Source organism: Bifidobacterium crudilactis (assembly GCF_000738005.1).
In the GTDB taxonomy this organism is placed as follows: domain Bacteria; phylum Actinomycetota; class Actinomycetes; order Actinomycetales; family Bifidobacteriaceae; genus Bombiscardovia; species Bombiscardovia crudilactis.
Genome location: NZ_JHAL01000002.1, coordinates 1,108,531 through 1,131,805 on the forward strand (window position 1 = coordinate 1,108,531; position 23,275 = coordinate 1,131,805).

Here is a 23,275-nt window from a genome sequence, read left to right on the forward strand (position 1 = left end):
CTGTAACCTTCATCTTGCACAACAACGCCCAGCGCGAAATATTCCTCAAAGCGTACGTAAACTAACAAAATGTGAGGGAGCTCACAGGAAAGCCCGAAACAGTGCTCGGAGGTGCCAAAAACCGGAATCAAGAACCCAAAAGCCGTGCCGCGAGCTCCAGAACCGCCAGGACCGTCGATGCACGTATCTGCTGGCGAGAACCGTCCAACTGCAGATGCCGCACATGAACACCCGGGCGATTGGTCGAGGGCGAAGCCGGGGCATTATCGGGAACCGCGACGGCGATATACACCTCTCCCTGCGGATGAGTCCCATCCGGCCCCGGACCCGCCACCCCGGTTGTGGACAAGGTCACAAGAGAGCGCCCTTGTGCAGCACCCGTATACAAGACCCCAGCTCCGAGGCTCATCTGCCGAGCAACCTCAGGGTTGACCGCCCCCTGGGTGCTTAACAGCTCGCGGTCGACACCGAGAATCGTTGCCTTCGCACGAATATCATAAGTAACGACGGAACCAAGGAAGACCGACGAAGCTCCCGGAACACGCACAAAGGCATCCGCCAGCAAACCACCCGTCAGGGATTCCGCAGCGGCGATGGCAAGATGCCGTCCATCGCAGAAGCGAAGAATACGCGATGCCACCTCGTCCGTATCCATACTCGCGTCGTTGCTGCCACCCTCATGGCCGACTCGGGGCATTATCGGACCTGGCCGTTCTCCTGCGAACGACCGCGTCCGGCGAAGGTATTCACCAAGTACTCGGCACCGGAATACAAGCACAGGAACAACGCAATCAGAATGACGACCAGAGTCAGGCTCTGATACCAGGAAACCACCTGCTCGGACAAGGACATGATCGACCACACAGGAGCAAGCAGCATCGCAATACCCACGCATTGCGCCAAAGTCTTGTACTTCCCTGCCTGCGAGGCTGCAATGACCTTCCCACCGGTATCTATAACCACAAAGCGCATGGCAGTGATGCCTAGCTCACGAATAAGGAACAACGCGGTAATCCACCAGGACAGTTCTCCGTGCGACGAAGCGACCACCAGTGCTGAACAGATGAGGAGCTTATCCGCAATCGGATCCATCAGCTTTCCGAGCTCAGTGACCTGGTCGTATTTACGCGCCAGCCAGCCATCCAGCTTGTCGGTCGACGCGGCGAATACGAACAGTGCGAATACCCACCAGCGCATACTCGTATTCTCGACACCGAAACGCCCTGCATGCACGTCCAGGACAATGAACACCGCCACAAGAACGATCCTCACATACGTCACCAGATTCGGAGGGCTGTTCCACCCTGCAAACAAGTGTCCCTTCGTCTGCTTTGACTCAGGTTCAGAGTGCTGCTCCATACCCTCTCCTTGACCAACGGAACTCATGATTCCCACTCCAACGGCGTATCCAAAAAATTCTTCTACTGTTCATATAATCAGCTTCAACAACGTTACTCCACTGCCATGTCTTACGGCTGAATGCCGAAAAGGCAAGGCATCCGGGCATTCGCCGAGGCTGATTGAGGTCAGCTTGGCACTGCACGGCCGCAAATGCTACGCACCCGGCTGCTGCGACGCCTGCGCCGATTCATCCGCCGCCCCGAGGCTATTGGTTTCACCACGGATGAAGGCCAGAACCTCCTGAAGGTCCTGAGGCTGCACGAGAACCTCACGAGCCTTGGACCCTTCCGAGGGGCCGACTATCCCCCGTGATTCCAGCAGGTCCATCAGGCGTCCGGCCTTGGCGAAGCCGACTCTCAGCTTTCGCTGCAGCATCGAAGTCGAGCCGAATTGCGAAGTGACCACCAGTTCGGCCGCCTGCAACAACACATCCATATCGTCCCCGATATCCTCATCGGGTTCCGGCTTGTTCTCGGCACGCTCGGTCATCTGCTCGATATCCTCACGGTAATGAGGCTTGCGCTGTGTTCGCACCGAATCGACGGCGCGTCGTATCTCGGATTCCCCGACCCATGCGCCCTGCACTCGTATGGGCTTCGCCGAACCCATCGGAAGGAACAACGCATCACCCTGACCGATCAGCGTCTCGGCACCGGTCGTGTCCAGAATCACCCTCGAATCGGTGGCCGAGGAGGTCGCAAAGGCCAGTCGAGACGGGATATTCGCCTTGATCAGACCGGTCACCACATCCACGGATGGCCTCTGCGTTGCAAGAACCAGGTGCACACCGGCCGCTCTCGCCAGCTGCGTGATGCGCTGAATGGAACTTTCGACATCGTTCTTGGCCACCATCATCAAATCGGCCATCTCATCCACGACCACAAGGAGATAGGGGTACGGTGCCACTTTTCTCTTCGAACCTTCAGGCACATGCACTTTTCCCGCATACACAGCCTCATTGAAGTCCTTCACATGGCGGAATCCGAAATACTGCAGATCATCGTATCTGGCATCCATCTCCTTGACCACCCATTCCAGTGCCTGCGCGGCCTTTCTTGGGATCGGTGATGATAGGCGTCAACAGATGCGGAATACCGGCATAGGCGCTGAGTTCGACCCTCTTGGGATCGACCATGATGAGTCTGACCTGTTCGGGGGTGGAACGCATGATGACGGATGTCAGCATGGAGTTGATGAAGCTGGACTTACCTGAACCGGTGGCACCTGCGACCAGAAGATGCGGCATCTTGGTCAGATCGGCGGTGACGAAATGCCCTTCGACGTCCTTCCCGACGGCTGAGAGCATCGGATTGTCATCTGACTGAGCCTTGTCGGAACGAAGCACATCGCCCAGATGCACGATTTCTCGATCAACGTTCGGAATCTCGATGCCGATAGCGGATTTGCCGGGAATGGGCGAAAGAATACGCACATCGGAGCTGGCCACGGCATACGCGATATTGCGTTGCAGATTGGTGACCTTCTCCACTTTCACGCCCGGACCGAGCTCGACCTCATATTGTGTGACCGAAGGACCGCGAAGGAATCCGATGACCTTGGCATCCACCCCGAACTGCTGGAACGTCGATTGCAGCGCCTGAATCACATGATCATTGGCAGGGGTACGCGCAGCATGAGGCTTTCCGTGAGCCAACAGTTCCAAGGACGGCAACTGATAGGAATCAGGTGGCACGTCGGCATCGGCATCTGCGACACCACCTGATTCGAGTGACGAACCCACGGCTGCCGGCGAAACAGCAGATGACAGCACCGCCGTCTCGTCACCGGTCGACGCCTTGTCCGTGCTTCCGTCGGCACCGGGAATCATCCGCGTTTCGTTCGACGGGTTCCAGGGGTCGTCCCAGGCTTCCGTGCCGTGATTCGCCGAATCGACGCCGTCCTTCCCCGCCATCGACCGGGTCGGCGCACTCGGCACGCCGGGCATGCCGGAGGCTGCGGCCGGCGCGCCGAAGGCCACAGCGCCAGCTGCGCCCGAGGTACCCGCCTCGGGCATCTGGATGTGCGGCAACACCGCGGTTGCATCACCGGAACGACCATCGTCCAGCGTTGTCTGGGCAGCCTCACCATGCTGGCTCGCGGCCTTCTGGAATGCATCATCACCCTCGTACCTGTCAAGTCGACGATTCTCGCCCTCGCCGCGCCCTCGACGCAACAGACGAGACCACCAGGACAGTTTCGGAGCCGAATCCTCCTCGAGACCATCCTCACCATCCGCATGGCTCGGCACTCCCTGTGCGAAGGCGATGGTGTCATCGCCGAGAGTGACCTCATTCGGAAACTCTTCATCGGAATCTTTCACGTCCGAGGATTCGCCTCGTACACGCGCCGAAATGACCTTCCCCAGTCTTGGAATATCGTCGACGTGCAGATGCGCGATCATCATCACCGCGAACACGGCGGCAATCACGAACAGTACGACGGCGAAGCCTTTGGACAGCCCCCACGCCAATGGAGAACCCAGCACGAAGCCGAGCAATCCTCCGGAATCCTGAAGAATACCGATGTCGAAGACCCTGTGATCCGAAGCTCCTATCACATCGATAATCGAACAGATGGACCACAACAGCAGGAACCATCCGCTGACCACGCGCGGATTTTCCGAATGGGAACCGGAATTGCGAATCAACCTTGCGGCTATGATCACCAACAACACCGGCAGCACCACGCTCATCAGACCGAATGCACCGGATGCCAAGGCATGGAGCATCCGTCCGAGGGCGCCGTCCACACGGAACCATTCGCTGGCGCAGAACAGCACCGCAAAGATAATCAACATGAAGCACAGACCGTCGCTGCGGTAAGCGGGATCGTATTGTCCGACACCGGTTATCGAGCGAATCAGCGAGCCGAAACCTCGTGGCACGCTCAGGATGGCTTTCTTCCAGAACGGTTCCTGCATCTGGGTACGGTCCTGCTCGACCGCGCCCTTTTTCGAAGTCCCTTTGGACGCGGAGGAGGATCGCGCCGACGAGGACCGGCGCTGCTTAGCTGATGCGGAGTCTTTATTATCTGAGGCTGTGCTTCTTGTCATAACGCATCCAGATTACCCGGAGAGAAGCCGGCCTCGCTGATTTTCAGGTATCTTCGCACAATTTTTCTCCCTTACCCTATATGCATTCCAGGCGCAGGATTCAGCCCGAGATGTGCTCCGCATCGTTTACGGCTACCATCAGGACTATGACAACACCGGCAGAACGTGCGAGCGCAGTCGCATTTGCTTGGAAGAATTGCGCCTTGGAATCATTGACACCGAATGAGACGACCGCCAACGCCGCACGGTCCTATGAGCATGGGTCCGTAGGTCTGGAGGAATTGCTAGCCGCCGGTGATGCAGGTCAGACCGCGGACAGCATCGTCGCGCGTACGGTACGGCTCATCGCCAAAGGCTGGCCGCCGAGGGGAGACTTGGATGAGCTGCGTGCCATCCATCTGGGGCTTTTCGACAGCGTCTATGACGATGCGGGCGAACTGCGAAGAGCGGACACCGTCAAAGCAACCGCCTCGCATAAGGGCAACTCGGCGGAAAACCAATCCGGAGCGGCCGATGGCGTACGTTCGGCGAACCCCGAAGCGTTCTTCCCGGCGAATCTTATCGAAACCGGTGCGGCCAATATCTCACGCGAACTCGCGGACAAACGCAATCTCAAGTGCCTTGACCGGGCGGATTTCGTCAATGAGCTTGCTCATATCTATGACGAGCTGGGATACCTTCACCCCTTCGTCGGAGGCAACGCCATGGTACTGAGGATATTCGCATCCCGTCTTGCCCACGACGCCGGATGGGACCTTGACTGGGGAACCGTGGACGTCCGCTCGTACAAGCAGGCCAAACACACCGCATACAACGGCGACACCTCGGCCTTTGCGGGATTGTTCGGACGCATCATCAGACCGGCGAACCCAACGCGCACATTTCTCATCGCCGGATGGGATCAGGGGCCAGCACACTGAGCATGTTCCGGGGAAATACCGGTAGTGTAGGGATTTTCTCGGAACCAAGGATGACATCCTCATCGAAGCGTACGTGATTTCGCCATTTTCGGATTCTGATAATGCCGGTCTACTTGGCAATCCCTACACAAACGTCATTTATCGTTGAAAGCGTCCTATACATGCCAATGCATGGCGTACCCGCGGGAATCCCATGTAAGGCGCGCACTGCAGCAACGCATCGGCCAAGAACTCCTCGTCGTTGCCGATGGTCGCGTTGGCGTGCATGCTCCGTTCCAACTCGACATCGACATTATCCAGAGCCGCCAGCAGACAGAAGGTCGACAACTCGCGTAGCGGCAACTCCAAAACCGTGCTTGAATAGCAGCCCCGGTTCAGATACTCGTCTTCCCAGACCCTGAGCTGCTCGAACCGTGGATTGGCATCATCGCCTGAGACAGGAGCCGAATCCGTCGACACATGCGCTCCCGCGGTCGCCCCCTGAACGGCGGCGACCGCTGCGTCATCCCCCTTCCCCGCGAGCTGCCGCTGCAGAGGAAGCTTCACGCTCTTGGATTCCAGAAGCTCGTTGACCACACTCAGGAAGGGAAGAACAGGTCCCATACCCAGAACCGCTACCGCCTGATATATGAGTTCCTTCAATTCGGTAGGGTCAACACCGACGCGAAGCGCGACCTGTGCCATCACGCCGTATTCTTCGACCGCTCCGCAACCCATCAACGATGACAGCACCGCCACGGAACGTTGGCGGTCATCGAGCGAACCATGCTTCGCCACGTTGCTGTAGGCGAAGCGATTGAACATCTCAATGAACTCAGGGTCGCTCTCCCCCAGCGGTTTCTCGTCCTGGAAGAGCTGTCCCAATCCTTTTCGCATGGAATGACGTGCCATACACGACCCTCGTTTTCTTCTCGGTATTCAGAACTGCGAACAGCCCAGGACCACATGGCGTCTGAGCTTCACCGTGCTCCATCTACACGGCACCCAGATGATGCTGGGTGTAACTGTCGGCGAGCGCATCGGTGGAATCGTAATCACCCGCATCCGCATGCCGCACAATCGCCACTGCATTCTCCAGGAGTCGAGGATTCAAAGCCTGCAACCAATGAATACGCGGATCTCTGCCGAACCACCCCATCTGTTTGCGTGCAAGGCGCTTGGTCTTTTGCGCGATATCCGCAAACGCCTCATCCAGGTCAATCAGTCCATCGAGATAATCGATAATCTGCTGGTACCCCAAGGCGCGGGCCGCCGTCGCTCCCAGCTTGGGGCGAATCCGTCGAACCTCATCAACAAAGCCCTGCCGCCGCATCAACTCGGTACGCTGATCGATACGTTCGTCCAGCGCCTCTCGCGGCAGGTCCAACCCGATCTGCACACAGGGAACGACATATCGGTATCTGGGCAGATTCGCGGAATACGGCATGCCGGTGATGGCGATAACCTCCAAAGCCCGAATCGTGCGTCTGACATTGTGAGCATCCATATGCGCCGCGGCTTCCGGGTCCTTCCTTCTGAGTTCCTCGAACAACAGACCGGGGCCATCCTCCGCAGCCCGGCGTTCCAGCTCGTGCCTGACAGACGGGTCCGTTCCCGGAAAACGAATGTCATCCAGAGCCGCACGCGCGTACAGACCAGAACCGCCGACAAGAATCGGCCGAATCCCCTGTGAGGACAAACCTCGAATGCAATCCCTTGCCATGCCTTGGAACCGGGCCACACTCATGCTGTCATTCGCATCGATCACATCCACCAGGTGATGCTTCACACGTGCGCGTTCATCGGCACTCGGCTTCGCGGTTCCCACATCCATGCCCCGGTACATCTGATAGGCGTCGGCATTCACGATTTCGCAACTGTCGCCGTCCTCGGCAAGCGCATTCGCCAGAGCGATGCCAAGACCGGTTTTGCCGGAAGCGGTTGGACCTACAATCGATACCACCCGACGGCGGCTCATGGCCTCCAGAGCATCATTGCCTTCCATGCCGTTATCATCCGCCGGCAGCGCAGCCTCATCCGTATCGGAGTCCCTCACCGTTGTCATGATTTCCTTCCATGCGCCGCCGTACCGTCGACACCGTAATGGCCCCATCATCGTCACCGCGGTCGTCACCGCGTTCATCGGCGCGGTCACCGGTGCCGATCGACATCCGCCGTTACTTCCAGACAATGCTATACACCTGTCCATCACGCTGCGGGTCCGGGTCCGCGATGAGATAATGCTTGCCCGCACGCGTCACCGTGCACCTGACGACATCACCAATCCGGGGCACGTCGAATCCGGCGGGAGCACCGATATGCACCAAAACGCCCGTACGCTCACGACCCGTAACACGATGAGTATCCTGATCTTTTCTCCCACGAGCGTCGGTGACCAGCACCTCAACCTCGCTACCGACGAAATCCTGCATCCGTTCGGCGGTAATCGATTCCTGCAAAGCATTCAACCGACGGAAACGCTCACGAACCACATCCTGCGGCACCTGCTCCATCGTCGCAGCCGGAGTGCCGGGACGCGGCGAATACTCGAAAATGAACGCCGAAGTGAAACGGGAGCGCTTCACCACATCCATCGTCCGCTCGAAATCCTCGTCACTCTCCCCCGGAAAGCCCACGATGATATCCGTAGTGATCTGGGCATCGGGCATCGCCTCGCGAACCTTCCCGAGAATCGTCATGAACCGTTCGGTGCGGTACGAGCGACGCATCGCCCTGAGCACCTTATCCGAGCCGGATTGCAAAGGCATATGCAGCTGATGCATGATGTTGGGCGTCTGCGCCATGGCTTCAATCACATCATCGGTGAAAGCAGCCGGGTGCGGGGACGTGAAGCGCACGCGCTCCAGACCCCGAATATCACCGCAGGCTCGCAGGAGCTTGGAAAACGCGAAACGGTCCCCGGTCGAATATCCAAAGGAGTTGACGTTCTGCCCGAGCAGAGTCACCTCCTTCGCACCCGAATCAACGCATCTCTGCACCTCATCAAGCACATCGCCGACCCTGCGGTCACGTTCCTTGCCACGCACAGCCGGAACGATGCAGAAGGTGCACGTATTGTTGCAGCCGACCGAAATCGACACCCACGAAGACACGGAGGACGCCCTCGCGGCGGGAAGCTCACTGGGGAAATACGTCAGATCCTGCGTAATCTCCACCTGAGGACCATGCACCTCGCGGGACTCCTGCAGCAGATGCGGCAAGGAAGCGATATTCTTCGTGCCGAACACCGCATCAACCCAGGGTGCACGTTTGGCGATTCGCTCACGGTCCTTCTGAGCCATGCAACCGCCAACGGCAATCTGCAATTGCGGGCGGTCACGCTTCAGCTCCGCCCAGGACCCCAAGGTGCCGTACATGCGGTCGGTGGCGTTCTCACGGACAGCGCAGGTATTCAACACGATCAAATCCAGGTCCCTGCCCTCGACCTGCGCGGCGCTGGCGGGAACATAGCCTTCCTGCTCCAACACTCCGGAAATACGTTCCGAATCGTGCACATTCATCTGACATCCAAGAGTATGCACGTAGTACACGCCACGTCCACGCCCCGCACCGACAGCATCCGGCTGCGCGCCCAGACGCTCCTGATCGGTCATCATCGCTTCATCCATAAGCACCGATTCTATCGAACACCGACCTTCAGCGTGCAAGCCGCGCGCCCGCAAACAACAACCATGGCCGTGAGAAGCTCGTGACCATCAACGAAAACTCCAGCCAATCGCCAGACCGATGGGTACGATGGATAGTTCTACAGGGTACGAATATTCCGCCGAGGAGGCGACTGTGATATTAGATCGCAAAAACGTAATGAATACGGCAGAACTGGCGACCCGAATCAAAACCCTAGATAGCGGCTCCGTCAACAACGTGGAAATCGGCGATGTCACCGAATTCATCGACCTCATGCAAGTGTATGAAGGCGCAATGTATGAGATAGGGACCAAGCTCGAAATCCTCGACAACGAATTCCAGGTCCGCTTCAGCCACAATCCAATTCATCATATGGAGCGACGTTTGAAAAGCGCGAACTCCATCGTCGAAAAACTGCACAGAAAGGACCTGCCCACCACCGCGGACGCCATCAAAGACAATCTCTTCGACGTCGCAGGCATACGCGTGGTATGCAACTACCGGGACGACGTGTACGCCGTATCCCGCTACCTTTCGGAACAATCGGACATCCAGGTGCTGCGGGTCAAAGACTACATACGCAACCCCAAACAGAACGGATACCGCAGCCTGCACGTCATCTACGCCGTACCGGTCTTCCTCACCTCCGGGCCCCACTACACTCCTGTCGAAGTGCAGTTCCGCACCATCGCCATGGACTACTGGGCCAGCCTCGAACACCAGCTCAGATACAAATCCGACCTGCCCGACATACGTCTCGCCCAGCACTCACAGACACTGCTCGACTGCGCACGCTCACTGCAGAACATCGAAGTCCAGATGCAGTCCATCCACCGCGACATCAGCGGTGCGCCGCAGGAGGAAGGCGCTCCAGAAGCGCCACACAAGGAATAGCCTCCTGCGGCCTTCACGCCCTCAGCGGGCGCTCACCTCGCCTGACTTCCGGGAAGGTTGCGTAGCGTATTACGACGTGTGGCAAGCGCTACGCGCTTCTTCGCAGCCTTAGCGGCTGCTCACTTCGCCTGCGGGAAGCCCACAGGGCTTCCCGCTTAACGGCTCAGCAGGAGGAAGGCGCTCCAGAAGCACCACACAAGGAATAGCCTCCTGCGGCCTTCACGCCCTCAGCGGGCGCTCACCTCGCCTATGTGGCCGTGCCAAAAAGATAACTGCACCAAAAGGACAGCTTTTCGGGGAGATTGTTACCAAATTGCTGTCCTTTTAGTGCAGTTATCGCCTTCCATATGTGTATCGAAAGAGCGGGGTAATGTCCCTGATTCTAGAAATCGAAGTTGTCGGGGTCTGCGCCGTTGCGCGTATCGGTGTTCAACGCGCTTACGGCGGCCATCTCCGCATTGTCCAGGGAGAAGTCGAAGACGTCGAAATTCTGCCTGATTCGCTCCTCGTGAGTGGACTTCGGGATGACGATCACGCCGCGCTGCAGATGCCAGCGAATAACCACCTGTGCGGGAGATTTGCCATGCGCCTCGGCTATCTGCTGCAAAACGGGGTCCTTGAGCAAGGTACCGCCCGTGCCACCCAATGGACTCCAAACCTCGACATGTATTCGCTTACCGTGGCAATAGTCAATCAACTCCTGATTCAGGAACTGCGGCGAGGACTCGATTTGGTCGACCGCAGGACGTACGGCGCTGATGGCCCGCAGCTCCTCAAGATGATGACGCTGGAAGTTGCTGACACCGATAGCCCGAATACGATGCTGATGGTAAAGATCAACCATAACCTCCCAGGCGCGCTGCCACCCATCAACCGGCCAGTGAATCAGGTACAGGTCGACATAGCTGGTCCCGAGACGGTCAAGACTCTCATAGAAGGCCTCCTCTGTACGACCTGCACGAATATCGTCATTCCACAACTTCGTGGTCAGGAAGATATCACGACGCAGCACTCCGGATTCGCGCATTCCCTCTCCGACCGACCGCTCGTTGCCATATACAGCGGCGGTGTCGATGTGGCGATACCCGGCTTCCAAAGCCCAACGCACAGAATCAACGGTTTCCTTACCCTCCGGGGTTTGAAACACACCAAGACCGAGCTGCGGAATGCCGATACCCGTGGTGCCCACAGCACCCCCAGTACTCTCTGCGTCTCCCGCATAAGCATTCAGTGTGAGAATTTCAGGTCCCTTGCTCTGCATATCTCTCCTCCCCGAGTCAGTTTCATACCCGTGCCGAATGCACGAGCAACAAATGATGGCGAACATCCTGTCCGCACCATCGTATCGTTGGGCGCAGCAATCGAAAAGACTGCGCCGCCGGAATAATTCGGTGCGATTCATAGAACAGTAAGCTTCCTCACATACTATGTGATGTACGCACCGCATGCCTGCAAGGGACGGCATGCAATAGACACCATGCATATGACGCAAGCACACCGACAAGCTCTATGCAGAAGGAGCAGCAATGTCATTTGGCAGACAGCCTCAAGGCTATCAAGGACAGAGTTACCAGGACGAGGCAAACCAGCAGCAATACGGCCAGCAGCCTTTCGCACAGCAATCCTCGATCAACGCTCAGGCCGCATACTCATATGACAGCGTGCAGCAGGCCTCGCGCACCTCCATCACCAAAGCCTACGGCGAAATGGCGTTAGGACTGGTGGTCACCGCAGCAGTGGCCCTGGTGACGCAGGTCACCGGAGCACTCCAGGCATACATGTCCGCAACCGGCACCCTCGGTTGGATGATTCTTGCCATCGTCCAGGTCGGACTCGCCATCTCCTTGGGCGCACGCATCATGAAAATCAAACCATCCACCGCACGTCTGATGTTCTACGGATACGCGGCATTGATGGGATTCACACTGAGCTCCATCTTCTGGGCCTACGATGCCAGCACCATTATCATCACCCTGGGCTTCTGTGCCGCCTTCTACTTCGCGCTCACCATGTTCGCGCTCACCACCAAAATCAATATGCTCAAAGCAGGCCCAATCCTGCTGGTCGGTCTCGTCGTGCTGATCATCTCCCAAGTGGTGCTGATGTTCCTCGCGCCTAGCGCCACCACATTACGGGTCATCGCCGGCATCGGCGTGGTGCTCTTCGCATTGATGACCGTCTACGATGCGCAGCGCACCAAGGCCATCTTCGCCCAGTTCGCCTCGCAAGGACCTGAAATGATCAAGCGCATTTCGATTCTCTGCGCATTGAATCTGTACCTCGATTTCGTCAACCTCTTCCTCTACCTGCTCCAACTCTTCGGCTCGAACAACAGGTAGCGAGCACATACAGATAACTGCATCAACAGGACAGCAATTCGGGGGAAAGTTCCCGTACAAGCTGTCCAGTTGGTGCAGTTTTCTATTGGGGCGAGTACCGAGCCTGACTTCCGGGGAAGTTGCGTTGCGTATTACGCCGTGTGGCAAACGCTTCGCGCTTCTTCGCGGCTTTGGCGGGCGCTCACCGAGCCTATGTGAAGCACACCGTGCTTCACACTTAACGGCTCAGCTTTGGCAGCCGCTCACTTCGCCTGAATTGCTGAAAGGTGGCGTTGCGTATTGCGACGTGTGGCAAGCGCTTCGCGCTTCTTCGCAGACGATACCGTCTGCTCACTTCAGCTAACCGAAGCCCACTGGGCTTCGGTCTTAACGCTTCAGCATTAAATTGCGAAGGACGTATTGGAGGATGCCGCCGTTGCGGTAATAGTCGGCCTCACCAGGAGTGTCGATACGGACAATCGCCTGGAATACGACCGTCGAACCATCAGACCTGGTGGCCGTCACCTCAAGCGTCTTAGGTGTCGTACCGTCGTTCAAAGCCGTAATACCGGCGATGTCGAAGCTTTCCGTGCCATCAAGACCCAGGCTGGCAGCAGACTCCCCTTCAGGGAACTGCAACGGCAGCACCCCCATGCCGATCAGATTGCTCCGGTGAATACGCTCGAAACTTTCGGCGACAACGGCCCGAACACCCAGCATCACCGTGCCCTTGGCGGCCCAGTCACGGGACGAGCCCGTACCGTACTCCTTGCCCGCCAGAATCACCAACGGCACCTGATGCTGCTGATAGTCGAGCGATGCCTCGAAAATGGTGGTTGGCTTCTTGGTCAGAAAATCATAGGTAAAACCACCCGGAGTCACCTCATGCCCTACTGATGCCAACAGCTGGTTGCGCAGACGAATATTTCCGAAGGTGCCGCGAACCATAATCTCATGATTGCCGCGACGTGAACCATATGAGTTGAAGTTCTTCGGCCCGATGCCGCGCTCCTGCAGATACACGCCCGCAGGACTGCTGGACTTAATCGCTCCGGCCGGAGAAATGTGATCGGTGGTCACCGAATCGCCGAGAAGAGCCAGGACCTTCGCACCATGAATATCCTCGACCGGCTCGGGACTATGGCTCATACCGTCAAAGAAGGTCTGTTTGCGCACATAGGTGGAATCCTCATCCCAGGCAAACAACTCACCGTCAGGAACCTGCAAGCCCTTCCAACGTGCATCGCCCTCGAACACCGAGGCATAGTCGTTGACGAACATATCCCGACTTACCGTCGACCCGACGACCTTTTCGATGTCCTGGTTGCTCGGCCAAATATCACTCAGGAATACGTCATTCCCTGCCTCGTCCTTGCCCAGAGGCTGCGACGCGAAATCGAAGTCCATCGTTCCCGCCAAGGCATAGGCGATGACCAAAGGCGGCGAAGCCAGGTAATTCATCTTCACGTCCGGGCTGATACGCCCTTCGAAGTTGCGGTTGCCCGACAGCACGGCGGTGACCGTCAGGTCATGTTCGTTGATGGCCTGCGAGATGGCCGGGTCGAGAGGACCTGAATTACCGATGCAGGTGGCACAGCCATACCCCACCAATTGGTATCCGAGAGCATCGAGATCCGGTGTCAGACCGGCCTTGTCCAGATAGTCCGTCACGACCTGCGATCCCGGCGCCAATGACGTCTTGACCCATGGCTTCGGCTTCAACCCGAGCCGGTGGGCATTGCGAGCCAGCAAGCCTGCGGCAATCATCACCGAAGGATTGGAGGTATTCGTGCAACTGGTAATCGAGGCAATCGCCACGTCCCCGTTGCTGATTTCGAACTCACCATGCGTTTCGGTGCTTACGGCGACGGCATCCGTTTCGGTTTCCGGAGTGATATAGGAAGGTACGGTCTGCTCGAAACTCGACTTCGACTCACTGAGGCGAATACGATCCTGCGGACGCTTCGGACCGGCTATGGAAGGCACGACCGTGCTCAAATCCAATTCCATATACTCCGAATATTCCGGTTCCACATAGTCAGGTGAAGTGGTGTCGTGCCAGAGCTTGTTCGCCTTGGCGTAGGCCTCCACCAAGGCCACCTGGGCATCGGAACGACCCGTCAGCCGCAGATAGTCCAAGGTCACGTCATCAATCGGGAAGATGCCGCATGTCGAGCCAAATTCAGGACTCATATTGCCCAAGGTCGCACGGTTGGCCAGAGGCACGTTCGCCACGCCATCACCATAGAACTCCACGAATTTTCCGACGACCCCATGCTGTCGCAGCATATCGGTGATGGTCAGCACGATGTCGGTGGCCGTGACACCTTCGGAGATGCTGCCTGTCAGCTTGAAACCGACCACCCTTGGCACCAGCATGGAAATAGGCTGCCCGAGCATGGCCGCTTCGGCTTCGATACCGCCCACTCCCCAACCAAGCACACCCAGACCGTTGACCATCGTGGTATGCGAGTCCGTACCGACACAGGAATCCATATACGCCAGCTGACTGCCTGGATGCTCGACGCTGTCCTTGGTCATCACGACCTTGGCAAGGTACTCGATGTTCACCTGATGAATGATGCCGGTCCCCGGTGGAACGACTCGGAAGTTCTTGAAGGCTTGCTGGCCCCACCGCAGGAACTGGTATCGCTCACGATTACGCTGATATTCGATGTCCATATTGCGCTCGATGGCACCGGGCACTCCGGCGACATCTATCTGCACCGAGTGGTCGATCACCATCTGCGCCGGAACCTGAGGGTTGATGACCTCGGGATCTCCACCGAGCTCCTTTACCGCGTCCCTCATGGTCGCAAGGTCGACGATGCACGGGACACCTGTGAAATCCTGCATGACCACGCGGCTGGGCGTGAACTGAATCTCATGGCTCGGCTGGTCCTTCGGGTTCCAGTTCAGCAGCGAGCGCACATGCTCATCGGTGATGTTCGCACCATCGGTGTTGCGCACGAGATTCTCGACCAGCACCTTCAGCGAATACGGGAGATGATCTATTCCCGGAAGCTCAGCAATCGAGAAGTAGTCAAAGGACTGTTCCCCCACCTGCAGGGTACTGAGCTGGTCATCATGCACAGACATGCTTCCTCCGTGATTCTAAACGGGTATCGTCACCAGATCATTCATGCGATCATATGGACGGCACGCTTCAGGGGCCTATCCGTGGCCCGTCGGTATATTGATTATCCGACATGGATACTACATTTCCTGTTACGGCTTCTAGCGTGTCATCTTTCTACGTGAGAAAATCCCCTCGATTCGCGGGGCCAACCACACAACCGCGAAGAACACACATGCCGCCACAACGAGTGCGCACAAGGTTGCCCAAAGCGTTTCGCCAGTAGGCATCGAGAGCGCGAAGAAGTTGTTGACCACGGGAATGAACAGTCCGATGACGCCTGCCGCTGCGAAAACGGCGACCAATACGCCTCGCCACGAGCGTAGTGGGCGTGCGACACGAGCCAGCACGAGAATGCCCATAGCGAACAGGACGATGGAACTCACCACCCGCAGCTCCGCCAAATCATCCGGCTTCGACAAGTCCCATCCCATGACCACCGGCAGCAACCAGGCGGTGAGGAGCACGGCTATGCCCGTAGCTATACCGCATGGCAGGGCGAACATCACCACACGCTTCAAAAAGCCTGGTTTGTAGCGACGTACATTGGGTGCGAGTGCCAGCAGGAAGGCCGGAATGCCTATCGTCAGGGAACCGATATAGGTGATATGCCGAGGAAGGTAGGGGTATGGGACCGCGCTCAGCACCACTCCGATGGAAATCAGTGCGGAATAGACGGTTTTGACGACGAACAATCCGGCGACACGCTCCATATTCGCCATGACCTGACGGCCTCTGGCAACCACATCGGGCAGATGCGAGAATTTGGAATCAACCAGCACCACCTGGGCAACCGATTTCGTCGCAGGTGCGGCATTACCCATCGCCACACCGAGGTCGGCCTCTTTCAATGCCAGAGAATCGTTGACTCCGTCACCGGTCATCGCCACCACATGATTGCGGGCGTGCAGGGCCTGAACGATGGCTTTCTTCTGCTCCGGAAGCACGCGACCCAACACATCCACGTCGTCCAGCACATCGGCAAGTGCCTCGATGTCGCTCGGCAGTTGACGCGCGTCCATGGCGCGCGGTTCCTTGTCCCCGGTCAAGCCAACCGTTGAAGCGATGGAACGCACCGTGCCGGGATTATCACCCGAGATGATTCTGCAGCGCACACCCTGCTCACGGAACCAGGCCAGGGTATCGCTGGCGTCCTCACGGATGCGCTCGGTGCACAGCACCAAAGCCTCAGGAAGCAGGACCTCTGGCAGCGCATGCTCATCATTCGCCGTCATCGGCGCACTGTCCTGCGAACCACCAACCTCATGCGCTTCATCTACCTGCCGGGTATCCGAACGGGCGAGCAACAGCACACGGTATCCCTGCTCGGCAAGATGTCTGGTCTGCTCAAGTATGTCCTTGTGTCCGCCGTCTTCGCCTGTCGATTCGAAGGTGTCCTGACGAACATGGTCCATAAGGATTTCGGGAGCTCCCATAACCCATTGGCTGCCGTCTCGGAATGTCGCGGCACTCCATTTTCTGGCGGATGAGAAAGGAACACGCTCGACGACCTCTTGCGAAGGCCGCAGCTGCGACAGTCCTTCAGTGACAGCCTTCGAAGTGGCGTTCGGCTGCTCTTCGGCACAGACGTCGACGAGTCGCTGTTGCAGCTCAGAGCGCTCCTCGTCATTGACGCGACCGTCTCGGGTTTCTCCGCCCAGTGGCCGCATGTCCGCGAATTCGATGCCACCATCGGTGATGGTACCCGTTTTATCCAGATTCAGAGCATCCACACGAGCCAATGTCTCCACAGCTTCGAGCTCCTGAACCAGGGTTTGTTCTCTGGCGAGACGTATTGCGGCGATAGCGAAGTTCAACGAGGTCAGCAGAACGAGACCTTCCGGAATCATGCTCACCACACCGGCAACGGCGGACACCACGGCGTCACGCCACATGCCTGTATGTATCGCCGATTGCAGGCCTCCGACGGCCAGCAATTGAGTCCATACGAGCAGTATGCACAGAGGCACCACCACAAAGGTCATCGCACGCAGAATCTTGTTGATGCCTTCATTGAGGTCGGAATGCGTCTTGGTGAACACCTTGGCCTTGGCGGTGAGCTTCGCCGCATAACCATGGTCCCCGACGGCGATGACCCTGGCGATGGCCAACCCCGATACGGCCACGGAACCGGAATACACCTGCTCGCCCGCGGCATGGCTCACGGTCCGCGACTCCCCTGTCAGCATCGACTCGTCAAGTTCCAAACCGAAAGTACGAACGATTTCGGCGTCGGCGGGTATCTGCTCCCCCGCACGTATCCAGAGCAGATCGTCAAGCACGATTTTGTCATGACTGATCAGCACATCGTTGCCATCCCTGTGAACCAGATAATCGGACTCCACCAGAATCGACAACTTGTCGAGCGTTCTTTTGGCCCTGAGCTCAGTGAGGACACCGATGCCGGTATTGACCAGGATGATGCATCCGAATACGGCATCCTTCCACTGCCCGGTGAGCAGCACGACCACGGTCGCCACGAAGATGATGGCATTGAAGAAGGTGAACACATTGGCTCTGATGATCTGGCCCAGGGATCTGGAACTCTGGGATTTCACGACATTCGTCTGCCCCGCTTCGACTCGTCGTGCCACATCCTGCCCGCTCAGCCCCAAATCGTCGATATGCGGCATGACCAAACCGGCTTGCTGTTTCCCTTGCGCTTCCATAGATCCATCCTTTGCGTGTGTCACCGGTATTCGCACCTCCGCCCCTCGTTCTTCAGACCACATTGCATTCACACCCAACCATCCGCATCGCACATGCGGCTTTTGTATCATCACGCATCCGCCGCCACCGGCGGCATCGGCAGCCCCCGGTTTTACTCGGAAGGCTCGGCTCCCAGACACATCAGAGCAGGATGCGGAACATCGTCGACAAGCTGTTGAACCGCCGATGCCACCGATTCGACATCCGTGGCCCGACCGAGACAATCCTCGGAGGCAGCTGGCGCCAGACGCGCCGCGTACAGCGTCTTGTCGACGCCGATAGGTCCTTCGCTGAACATCGCCACCGGAACACCAGCCATCCTAGCCTGTCGCAATGCCTTGTCGAGCGAAGGGTCTGAACCTATCCGCCGTTGACCTGCATACATCACAATCACACTCGGCCTGGCTTCTACGGCATCACGTACGGCCAACGCGACACCGTCATGCACCTTCTGCGCGGAAGAGTACACGGCCGTGATATGCGAGGCGTTCAACTCCGATATCAGTTCCGATCCTTGATTGGACCCAGCGGAATCCGCTCCGATAATCAGCACTCGGATGTCGGCACGGTCAGTGCCATCATGTTCCTGTGATGTGAGACGCGTCTGGGTGTCGCCCACCGCGGAGCCCGTCGGCGAACACGATGACAGCGCGGTGCACAGCACCACTACAAGCATCACAGCGAGACCCAGCACAGCATAGCTGTGAGTTCGCGCAACCGAACGTTTGAATATGCCCACCATCAGGGCGATTCTATGCCAAACTCCCTTGGCTCTTGGCGAAAGCCGAGCAGTGCACACAAAGTGGACACCCGGATATGGTCACCGGGTGAGCATCGCCACCGTTTCGACATGGTGGGTCATCGGATAGATGTCAAACGCACGAATATGCCGCAGCGTGTAGCCCAGCTTGCAGAAAGTACCGATATCCCTGGCCAGACTTGTCGGATCGCATGCCACATAGACAACCGCTTTGGCAGCTGCATCCGCAATCTGATGGCAGACCCTGCTCCTCGCCCCTGCACGTGGGGGGTCAAGCACCACCACGTCGGGTGCGCTCAGATTCGAGGGAAGATGATTCAGCGTTGCGGATACGTCTCCGCATCGAACGTCGACATGATTGATGTTCATCTCTCGCAGATTCCTGCGGGCATTGCGCACGGCGACCTTCGCCCCCTCGACGCTCAGCACCTTGGCACCGCCGCCGACAACCGTGGCCAAGGGCAGTGTGAACAGCCCTGAACCCGAATACAGATCCCAGATGCATGGGTGCGAGTCATCCCCCACCTGGGAGCGCACCAGGTCGATGACCTCCTGGGCCAGAGTCTGCGGAGCGTCAAGATGAACCTGCCAAAAACCGGACGCATCCACCTGATAGGTGAACAGTCTGCCGTCGACGCGCACACCTTCGACCAGCTGCTGCTTGCCTGCCTGGAGTTCGTCGTTGGTGAGCAGACCGAAGTTGTCTTCGGCCTCGACTCCAGCTCTGGGCTCCGGAACCGAAAGACGGATATGCGTTCCCGGCACGAATGAGGTATTCCACACACCTTGTTCCTGTGCGATGTCAAGCAAGGCTTTCGACGCCAGTGGCATGTCATGGACCCGGACCCGCTGATGCGTGCCGCGTCTGCGCATCGAGGGAAGCCCCTGCTCGTCCGCAATCATCTCGATGCGGGTACGCCAGTGCAGTCCACCGCGAGACCCGTCATCGTCCGGTCGTGAAATCGGCACATCAACATCCTGACGACCAAGACGGCTGATCTGCTCCTTGACGATCTGGGATTTCCACGCCAACTGCCCATCCAGCGAAACATGGCAGAGGTCCGCTCCGCCCACTCCGCCCACTCCGCCACCGGACGACAGCGGCCCCGCCAACGGCCATGCATAGGGCACGCGTTCAGGGCTGGCCTCGATGACCTCATCGACTTCCGCCGTCCAGAAACGGTCCTCACGATCATGTGGTTCATCCACAGTCACCCGTAACAGTTCACCGGGAAGTGCGAAACGTACGAACACCACTCGTCCGTCGATATGCCCCACGCATCGTCCCTGGTCTGCGAAACGCTCTATGCGGATCTCCGCCTGCATCGACACCCCTTAATCGTCGACCGGTGCGTCATCGGCACGACGGTCGTTGTTGTCCGTTTTCAGAATTTCGATACTGTCCTCGTCACGGCGGTGTGCATGCAAGGGTGCAGCGATACACAACCACGACAGCCAGATGGCCAGTGCGAAGAACGGAACTCCCATGACCAATCTGGCGGTGCCCAGGTATCCGATCTGGTCGGAGAAGTACAGGGGCAGTTGAATCAGCAGCCTGAGGGCGAAAACCGCAACCCACAGCAGCGTGACCTTCAAATAGGCATGGTAGAGAGGCTTGTCCTCTCTCCATGAGTGCAACCATGAGGACAGGTCAGACAATGTTGGATTTCGCACGAACTCTACCAATGCGCCGATGCCGGGGACTCTGACCACTACGGAAATCAGCAGCGCCGCTATCCAGAAGGCATTGGTGAGGAAACCCGGCAGATAGTAGTTCCGGGCATCCTTGCTGAACCATGCCCACACCAGGCAGATGGCGACCGCGGCCACCCCGCTGAGCGCCCCCATAATCGCCTGACGCTGCAGCAACCGCACCACCAACGCCAGCACCGCCAAGGTCGCGGACACCGCAACGGTAAGGCCGAGATTTCTGGTAGTCACAAAACCTATGACGAACACCAGGCCCGGCAGCAGAGACTCGACGACGCCCCGCACACCGCCAATGGCCTCCATAACCGAAAAATCCTCTTGCGCCAGTGTGGCCAAACCATGAAGCCGCTTCGGCTGGCCGTCTGCTGCGTGACTCGAATCGGAAGGCTCTACGCCATCCTCCGGAATGTCGGACGCCACCGCTTAGCGCATCTCCGAGAACATCGGTCCGCGCGACAGAGTCGATTTCACTTCGGTCTGTTGGTCGCTGTCGAATGGTCCGTCCGGCTTTCCTGGAATCTTCTTGTTCTTGTTGTCGGAAGATTCATCCTGAGTTTCCTCGTTCTCCGCGGACTCGTCATCCTGTCCGGGGACGATCGGCGGATGCATCGGAATCAGATCGTGCGGTGCCAGGGGCTCATCGCCGCGCTCCACCACCACATCGGAGAAATACCGGTCAAGGATATCCTTCTCTTCACCGGCAGATGCCGCCTTCCCCGAGAAAATGCCGCGAAGCATCCAACGATGCCCGTCGACGCCGACCACACGGGTCATCAAACGCTTGCCCTTCACCTGCACCGGCAGCAGAATCTCGGTGCCGAAGGCGCCCTCCTGCTCATCGGCTTCCGGATTGGCATCAAGGAGATCTCCACGAACATCATCCCAGAGACCAAGGGTTTTTGGTGCCGCGAATGCCTCCAATTCAAGGCTGGAATCACCGTAGGTGATCGTCGCGCCAAGAATGTCACCTGTGGTGCGATTCGCCTTCAGCCGCAGCTCGACCCCTTGCAGATAGGGCAGCTTGAAGGCGCCCACATCGAGATGGTTGGCATAGTCGATAACCGCCTCGTCGTTGATATCCCACGGTCCGTCATAGCGTTGACCGTCGTAACGGGATTCCTCGTCGCTCTGGGCATCGTCGGAATCTTCGTCCCGGTCATCAGCGGAAACGGATGCAGCTTCGCTCTCGACGTCCTGTGAGCCTATCGAATCCTCCACCGTGGATTGATCCTGTGATGTCGTATCAGTTGAACGCTTGGCGGCGGTTGCTCCGGCCTCGTTCACGGCGTCTTTCTCGTTCTCGTGTTCACCAGAAGTCGCGTCCGCATTCTCGTGGTGTTTCGAGTGTTGTTTGCCGAATCCAAACAGACCCATTGTTCCTCGTTTCCTGAGCGCTCGCGTTTGAGCACGTATTGCCGTTCATCACAGTCGTCCACTACAGTATGCACCACAATCTTGAAGGAACCATGCTGCACGATGCCAATAACAGACTAGCCGCAGATGACGTTCTTCACCACCCGCCGCAGTCGGCCGAAATCGAGCCCTGAATCTGCTCGGGAGAAAACACCCGTGCATCGGGCCTCGCCTCCACCTTCAGACCTCGTAGCTGATGCTCAACGGGGGCATGATCGCTCCACCTCGTCGCATAGCTGGGAGCCTTGTCAATCGTGAATCCGGTTGCGGCCTGCGCCAGTTCAGGTGTGGCGAACTGATAGTCGAGCCTCCAACCGACATTGTTGTCGAAGGCACGTCCTCGCTGACTCCACCAAGTGTATGGTCCCTGGATGTCGCCTGCGAGATCACGCATCACGTCCACGAATTCGAGGTCGTTGAGCCACTTGTCGATGTATACACGCTCTTCGGGCATGAAGCCGGCATGTTTGATATTCGCCTTGGCGTTCTTGATGTCCAAGGGCGTGTGGGCGATATTGAAATCACCGCAAAGCAGGGCCTGACGCCCGCCTGATGCGGCCTCGTCGCGTAATTCGGTGAGTCTGGTGACCATGCAGTTCAGAAAGCGGAATTTCTGCTCCATTTTCAGCGGGTCATCGGCATCGCCCGAATGCACGTAAATGCAGGCGATGGTGATTCGGTAGCCCTGTGGAGTCTGCACATCGGCCTCTATCCAACGACCGGTATCCACATCTTCTTCGAGTCCCGGCAGACCGTAGCGCATCTCGACTACAGGGAGCGAGGATAGCAGCCCCACTCCTGCACGACCCTTGATATTGCAGATCTCGTTCATCCGCACCAGTTCGCCTGGCTCCGTGATTTTCCCGGCCGCAGCATATCGCTGAGCGACTTCATCGAATATGGGATCAATTTCCTTCTGAGGAGCCCTCACCTCCTGCATGCACCACACATCCGGGGTGTGATCTCCGATCCAGTCCTCAACACCTTTGCGCTTTGCGGCGCGAATGCCATTTACGTTAGAAGTCGTGACAGTGATACTCATAATCCACACCCTATCACCCGAATTTGCCGCATTTCTGCCGGTGAAAGGCGATTCCCGTGGTCGACTGGCACCACATATTCAGCACTGAGTGCACCACTCCACCGTTTGTGCAGGGATTGTTGCGCGTCCCTCGATGCATCACCAGCGTTCAGACGCAGACGGTGGCTAAACACCGGCGCTGCAGAGCGCCACAGCCCTGTCCTGAAATCCCCACACTGCAGGCACCGACCACGCGACAGGCCCGGTGGACGCGACTTCTCGTGTCCACCGGGCCTGTCGACCCTCATGGCATC

At 58.0% G+C, this 23,275-nt stretch carries 15 protein-coding genes and 2 pseudogenes; 3 read left to right on the top strand and 14 right to left on the bottom strand.

The genetic code is table 11. The features are described from left to right. Positions 1-127: 127 nt before the first annotated feature. The 3 genes and pseudogenes from DB51_RS06840 to DB51_RS06850 all read right to left on the bottom strand — a co-directional run bounded on the left by DB51_RS06840 (position 128) and on the right by DB51_RS06850 (position 4,453). On the bottom strand, positions 128-697 hold the full coding sequence (locus DB51_RS06840; protein WP_051867356.1) for a CinA family protein: 570 nt from the start codon (positions 695-697) through the stop codon (positions 128-130). Then, the gene (gene pgsA, locus DB51_RS06845; RefSeq protein ID WP_034252783.1) at positions 697-1,359 is read right to left on the bottom strand and encodes a CDP-diacylglycerol--glycerol-3-phosphate 3-phosphatidyltransferase; all 663 of its coding nucleotides are present in this window, start codon (positions 1,357-1,359) and stop codon (positions 697-699) included. The genes DB51_RS06840 and pgsA overlap by 1 nt, the downstream gene beginning before the upstream one ends. 195 nt (positions 1,360-1,554) lie before the next feature. Beyond that, positions 1,555-4,453: pseudogene (locus DB51_RS06850) on the bottom strand (FtsK/SpoIIIE family DNA translocase). Between the two features lie 146 nt (positions 4,454-4,599). On the opposite strand from DB51_RS06850, the gene DB51_RS06855 reads away from it, so the two are divergent. Further along, on the top strand, positions 4,600-5,373 hold the full coding sequence (locus tag DB51_RS06855; protein ID WP_034252785.1) for a Fic/DOC family protein: 774 nt from the start codon (positions 4,600-4,602) through the stop codon (positions 5,371-5,373). A gap of 138 nt (positions 5,374-5,511) precedes the next feature. Here the strand turns inward: DB51_RS06855 and DB51_RS06860 are convergent, their stop codons facing one another. The 3 genes from DB51_RS06860 to miaB all read right to left on the bottom strand — a co-directional run bounded on the left by DB51_RS06860 (position 5,512) and on the right by miaB (position 8,981). Then, on the bottom strand, positions 5,512-6,264 hold the full coding sequence (locus tag DB51_RS06860; protein WP_034252786.1) for a carboxymuconolactone decarboxylase family protein: 753 nt from the start codon (positions 6,262-6,264) through the stop codon (positions 5,512-5,514). Positions 6,265-6,346: 82 nt separating this feature from the next. Beyond that, positions 6,347-7,330 carry a tRNA (adenosine(37)-N6)-dimethylallyltransferase MiaA gene (miaA, locus tag DB51_RS06865; protein WP_034254130.1) on the bottom strand — a complete coding sequence of 328 codons (984 nt, stop codon included), beginning with the start codon at positions 7,328-7,330 and terminating at the stop codon, positions 6,347-6,349. Between the two features lie 199 nt (positions 7,331-7,529). Beyond that, entirely contained in the window at positions 7,530-8,981 is a 1,452-nt protein-coding gene (gene miaB / locus DB51_RS06870) for a tRNA (N6-isopentenyl adenosine(37)-C2)-methylthiotransferase MiaB (RefSeq protein ID WP_034252788.1), read from the bottom strand. Positions 8,982-9,153: 172 nt separating this feature from the next. Here miaB and DB51_RS06875 point away from each other — a divergent pair, with 172 nt between their 5' ends. Next, positions 9,154-9,894: a GTP pyrophosphokinase gene (locus tag DB51_RS06875; protein ID WP_034254133.1), complete on the top strand. Its 741-nt coding sequence runs from the start codon at positions 9,154-9,156 to the stop codon at positions 9,892-9,894. A gap of 382 nt (positions 9,895-10,276) precedes the next feature. On the opposite strand, the gene DB51_RS06880 is transcribed toward DB51_RS06875, so the two are convergent. Then, entirely contained in the window at positions 10,277-11,083 is an 807-nt protein-coding gene (locus DB51_RS06880) for an aldo/keto reductase (protein WP_034254135.1), read from the bottom strand. 337 nt (positions 11,084-11,420) lie between these two features. Between DB51_RS06880 and DB51_RS06885 the strand changes: the two genes are divergently transcribed. Then, entirely contained in the window at positions 11,421-12,233 is an 813-nt protein-coding gene (locus DB51_RS06885; RefSeq protein WP_034252791.1) for a Bax inhibitor-1/YccA family protein, read from the top strand. 366 nt (positions 12,234-12,599) lie between these two features. Here the strand turns inward: DB51_RS06885 and acnA are convergent, their stop codons facing one another. The 7 genes and pseudogenes from acnA to DB51_RS06920 all read right to left on the bottom strand — a co-directional run bounded on the left by acnA (position 12,600) and on the right by DB51_RS06920 (position 22,982). Next, positions 12,600-15,311: an aconitate hydratase AcnA gene (gene acnA / locus DB51_RS06890; RefSeq protein ID WP_034252793.1), complete on the bottom strand. Its 2,712-nt coding sequence runs from the start codon at positions 15,309-15,311 to the stop codon at positions 12,600-12,602. 138 nt (positions 15,312-15,449) lie between these two features. Then, positions 15,450-18,017 carry an HAD-IC family P-type ATPase gene (locus DB51_RS06895; protein ID WP_238548323.1) on the bottom strand — a complete coding sequence of 856 codons (2,568 nt, stop codon included), beginning with the start codon at positions 18,015-18,017 and terminating at the stop codon, positions 15,450-15,452. A gap of 152 nt (positions 18,018-18,169) precedes the next feature. Continuing rightward, complete coding sequence (locus DB51_RS06900; RefSeq protein ID WP_034252795.1) at positions 18,170-18,799, bottom strand: hypothetical protein; 630 nt, start codon at positions 18,797-18,799, stop codon at positions 18,170-18,172. A gap of 78 nt (positions 18,800-18,877) precedes the next feature. Then, complete coding sequence (locus tag DB51_RS06905; protein WP_034252797.1) at positions 18,878-20,143, bottom strand: class I SAM-dependent RNA methyltransferase; 1,266 nt, start codon at positions 20,141-20,143, stop codon at positions 18,878-18,880. 9 nt (positions 20,144-20,152) lie between these two features. Next, complete coding sequence (locus DB51_RS06910) at positions 20,153-20,830, bottom strand: DUF3159 domain-containing protein (protein ID WP_084674721.1); 678 nt, start codon at positions 20,828-20,830, stop codon at positions 20,153-20,155. Between the two features lie 120 nt (positions 20,831-20,950). Further along, a complete protein-coding gene (locus DB51_RS06915; RefSeq protein ID WP_034252799.1) occupies positions 20,951-21,901 on the bottom strand; it encodes a DUF3710 domain-containing protein in 951 nt (316 codons plus the stop codon). A 219-nt stretch (positions 21,902-22,120) separates the two neighbouring features. Beyond that, positions 22,121-22,982 (bottom strand): annotated as a pseudogene (locus DB51_RS06920) (exodeoxyribonuclease III). Between the last annotated feature and the right edge of the window lie 293 nt (positions 22,983-23,275).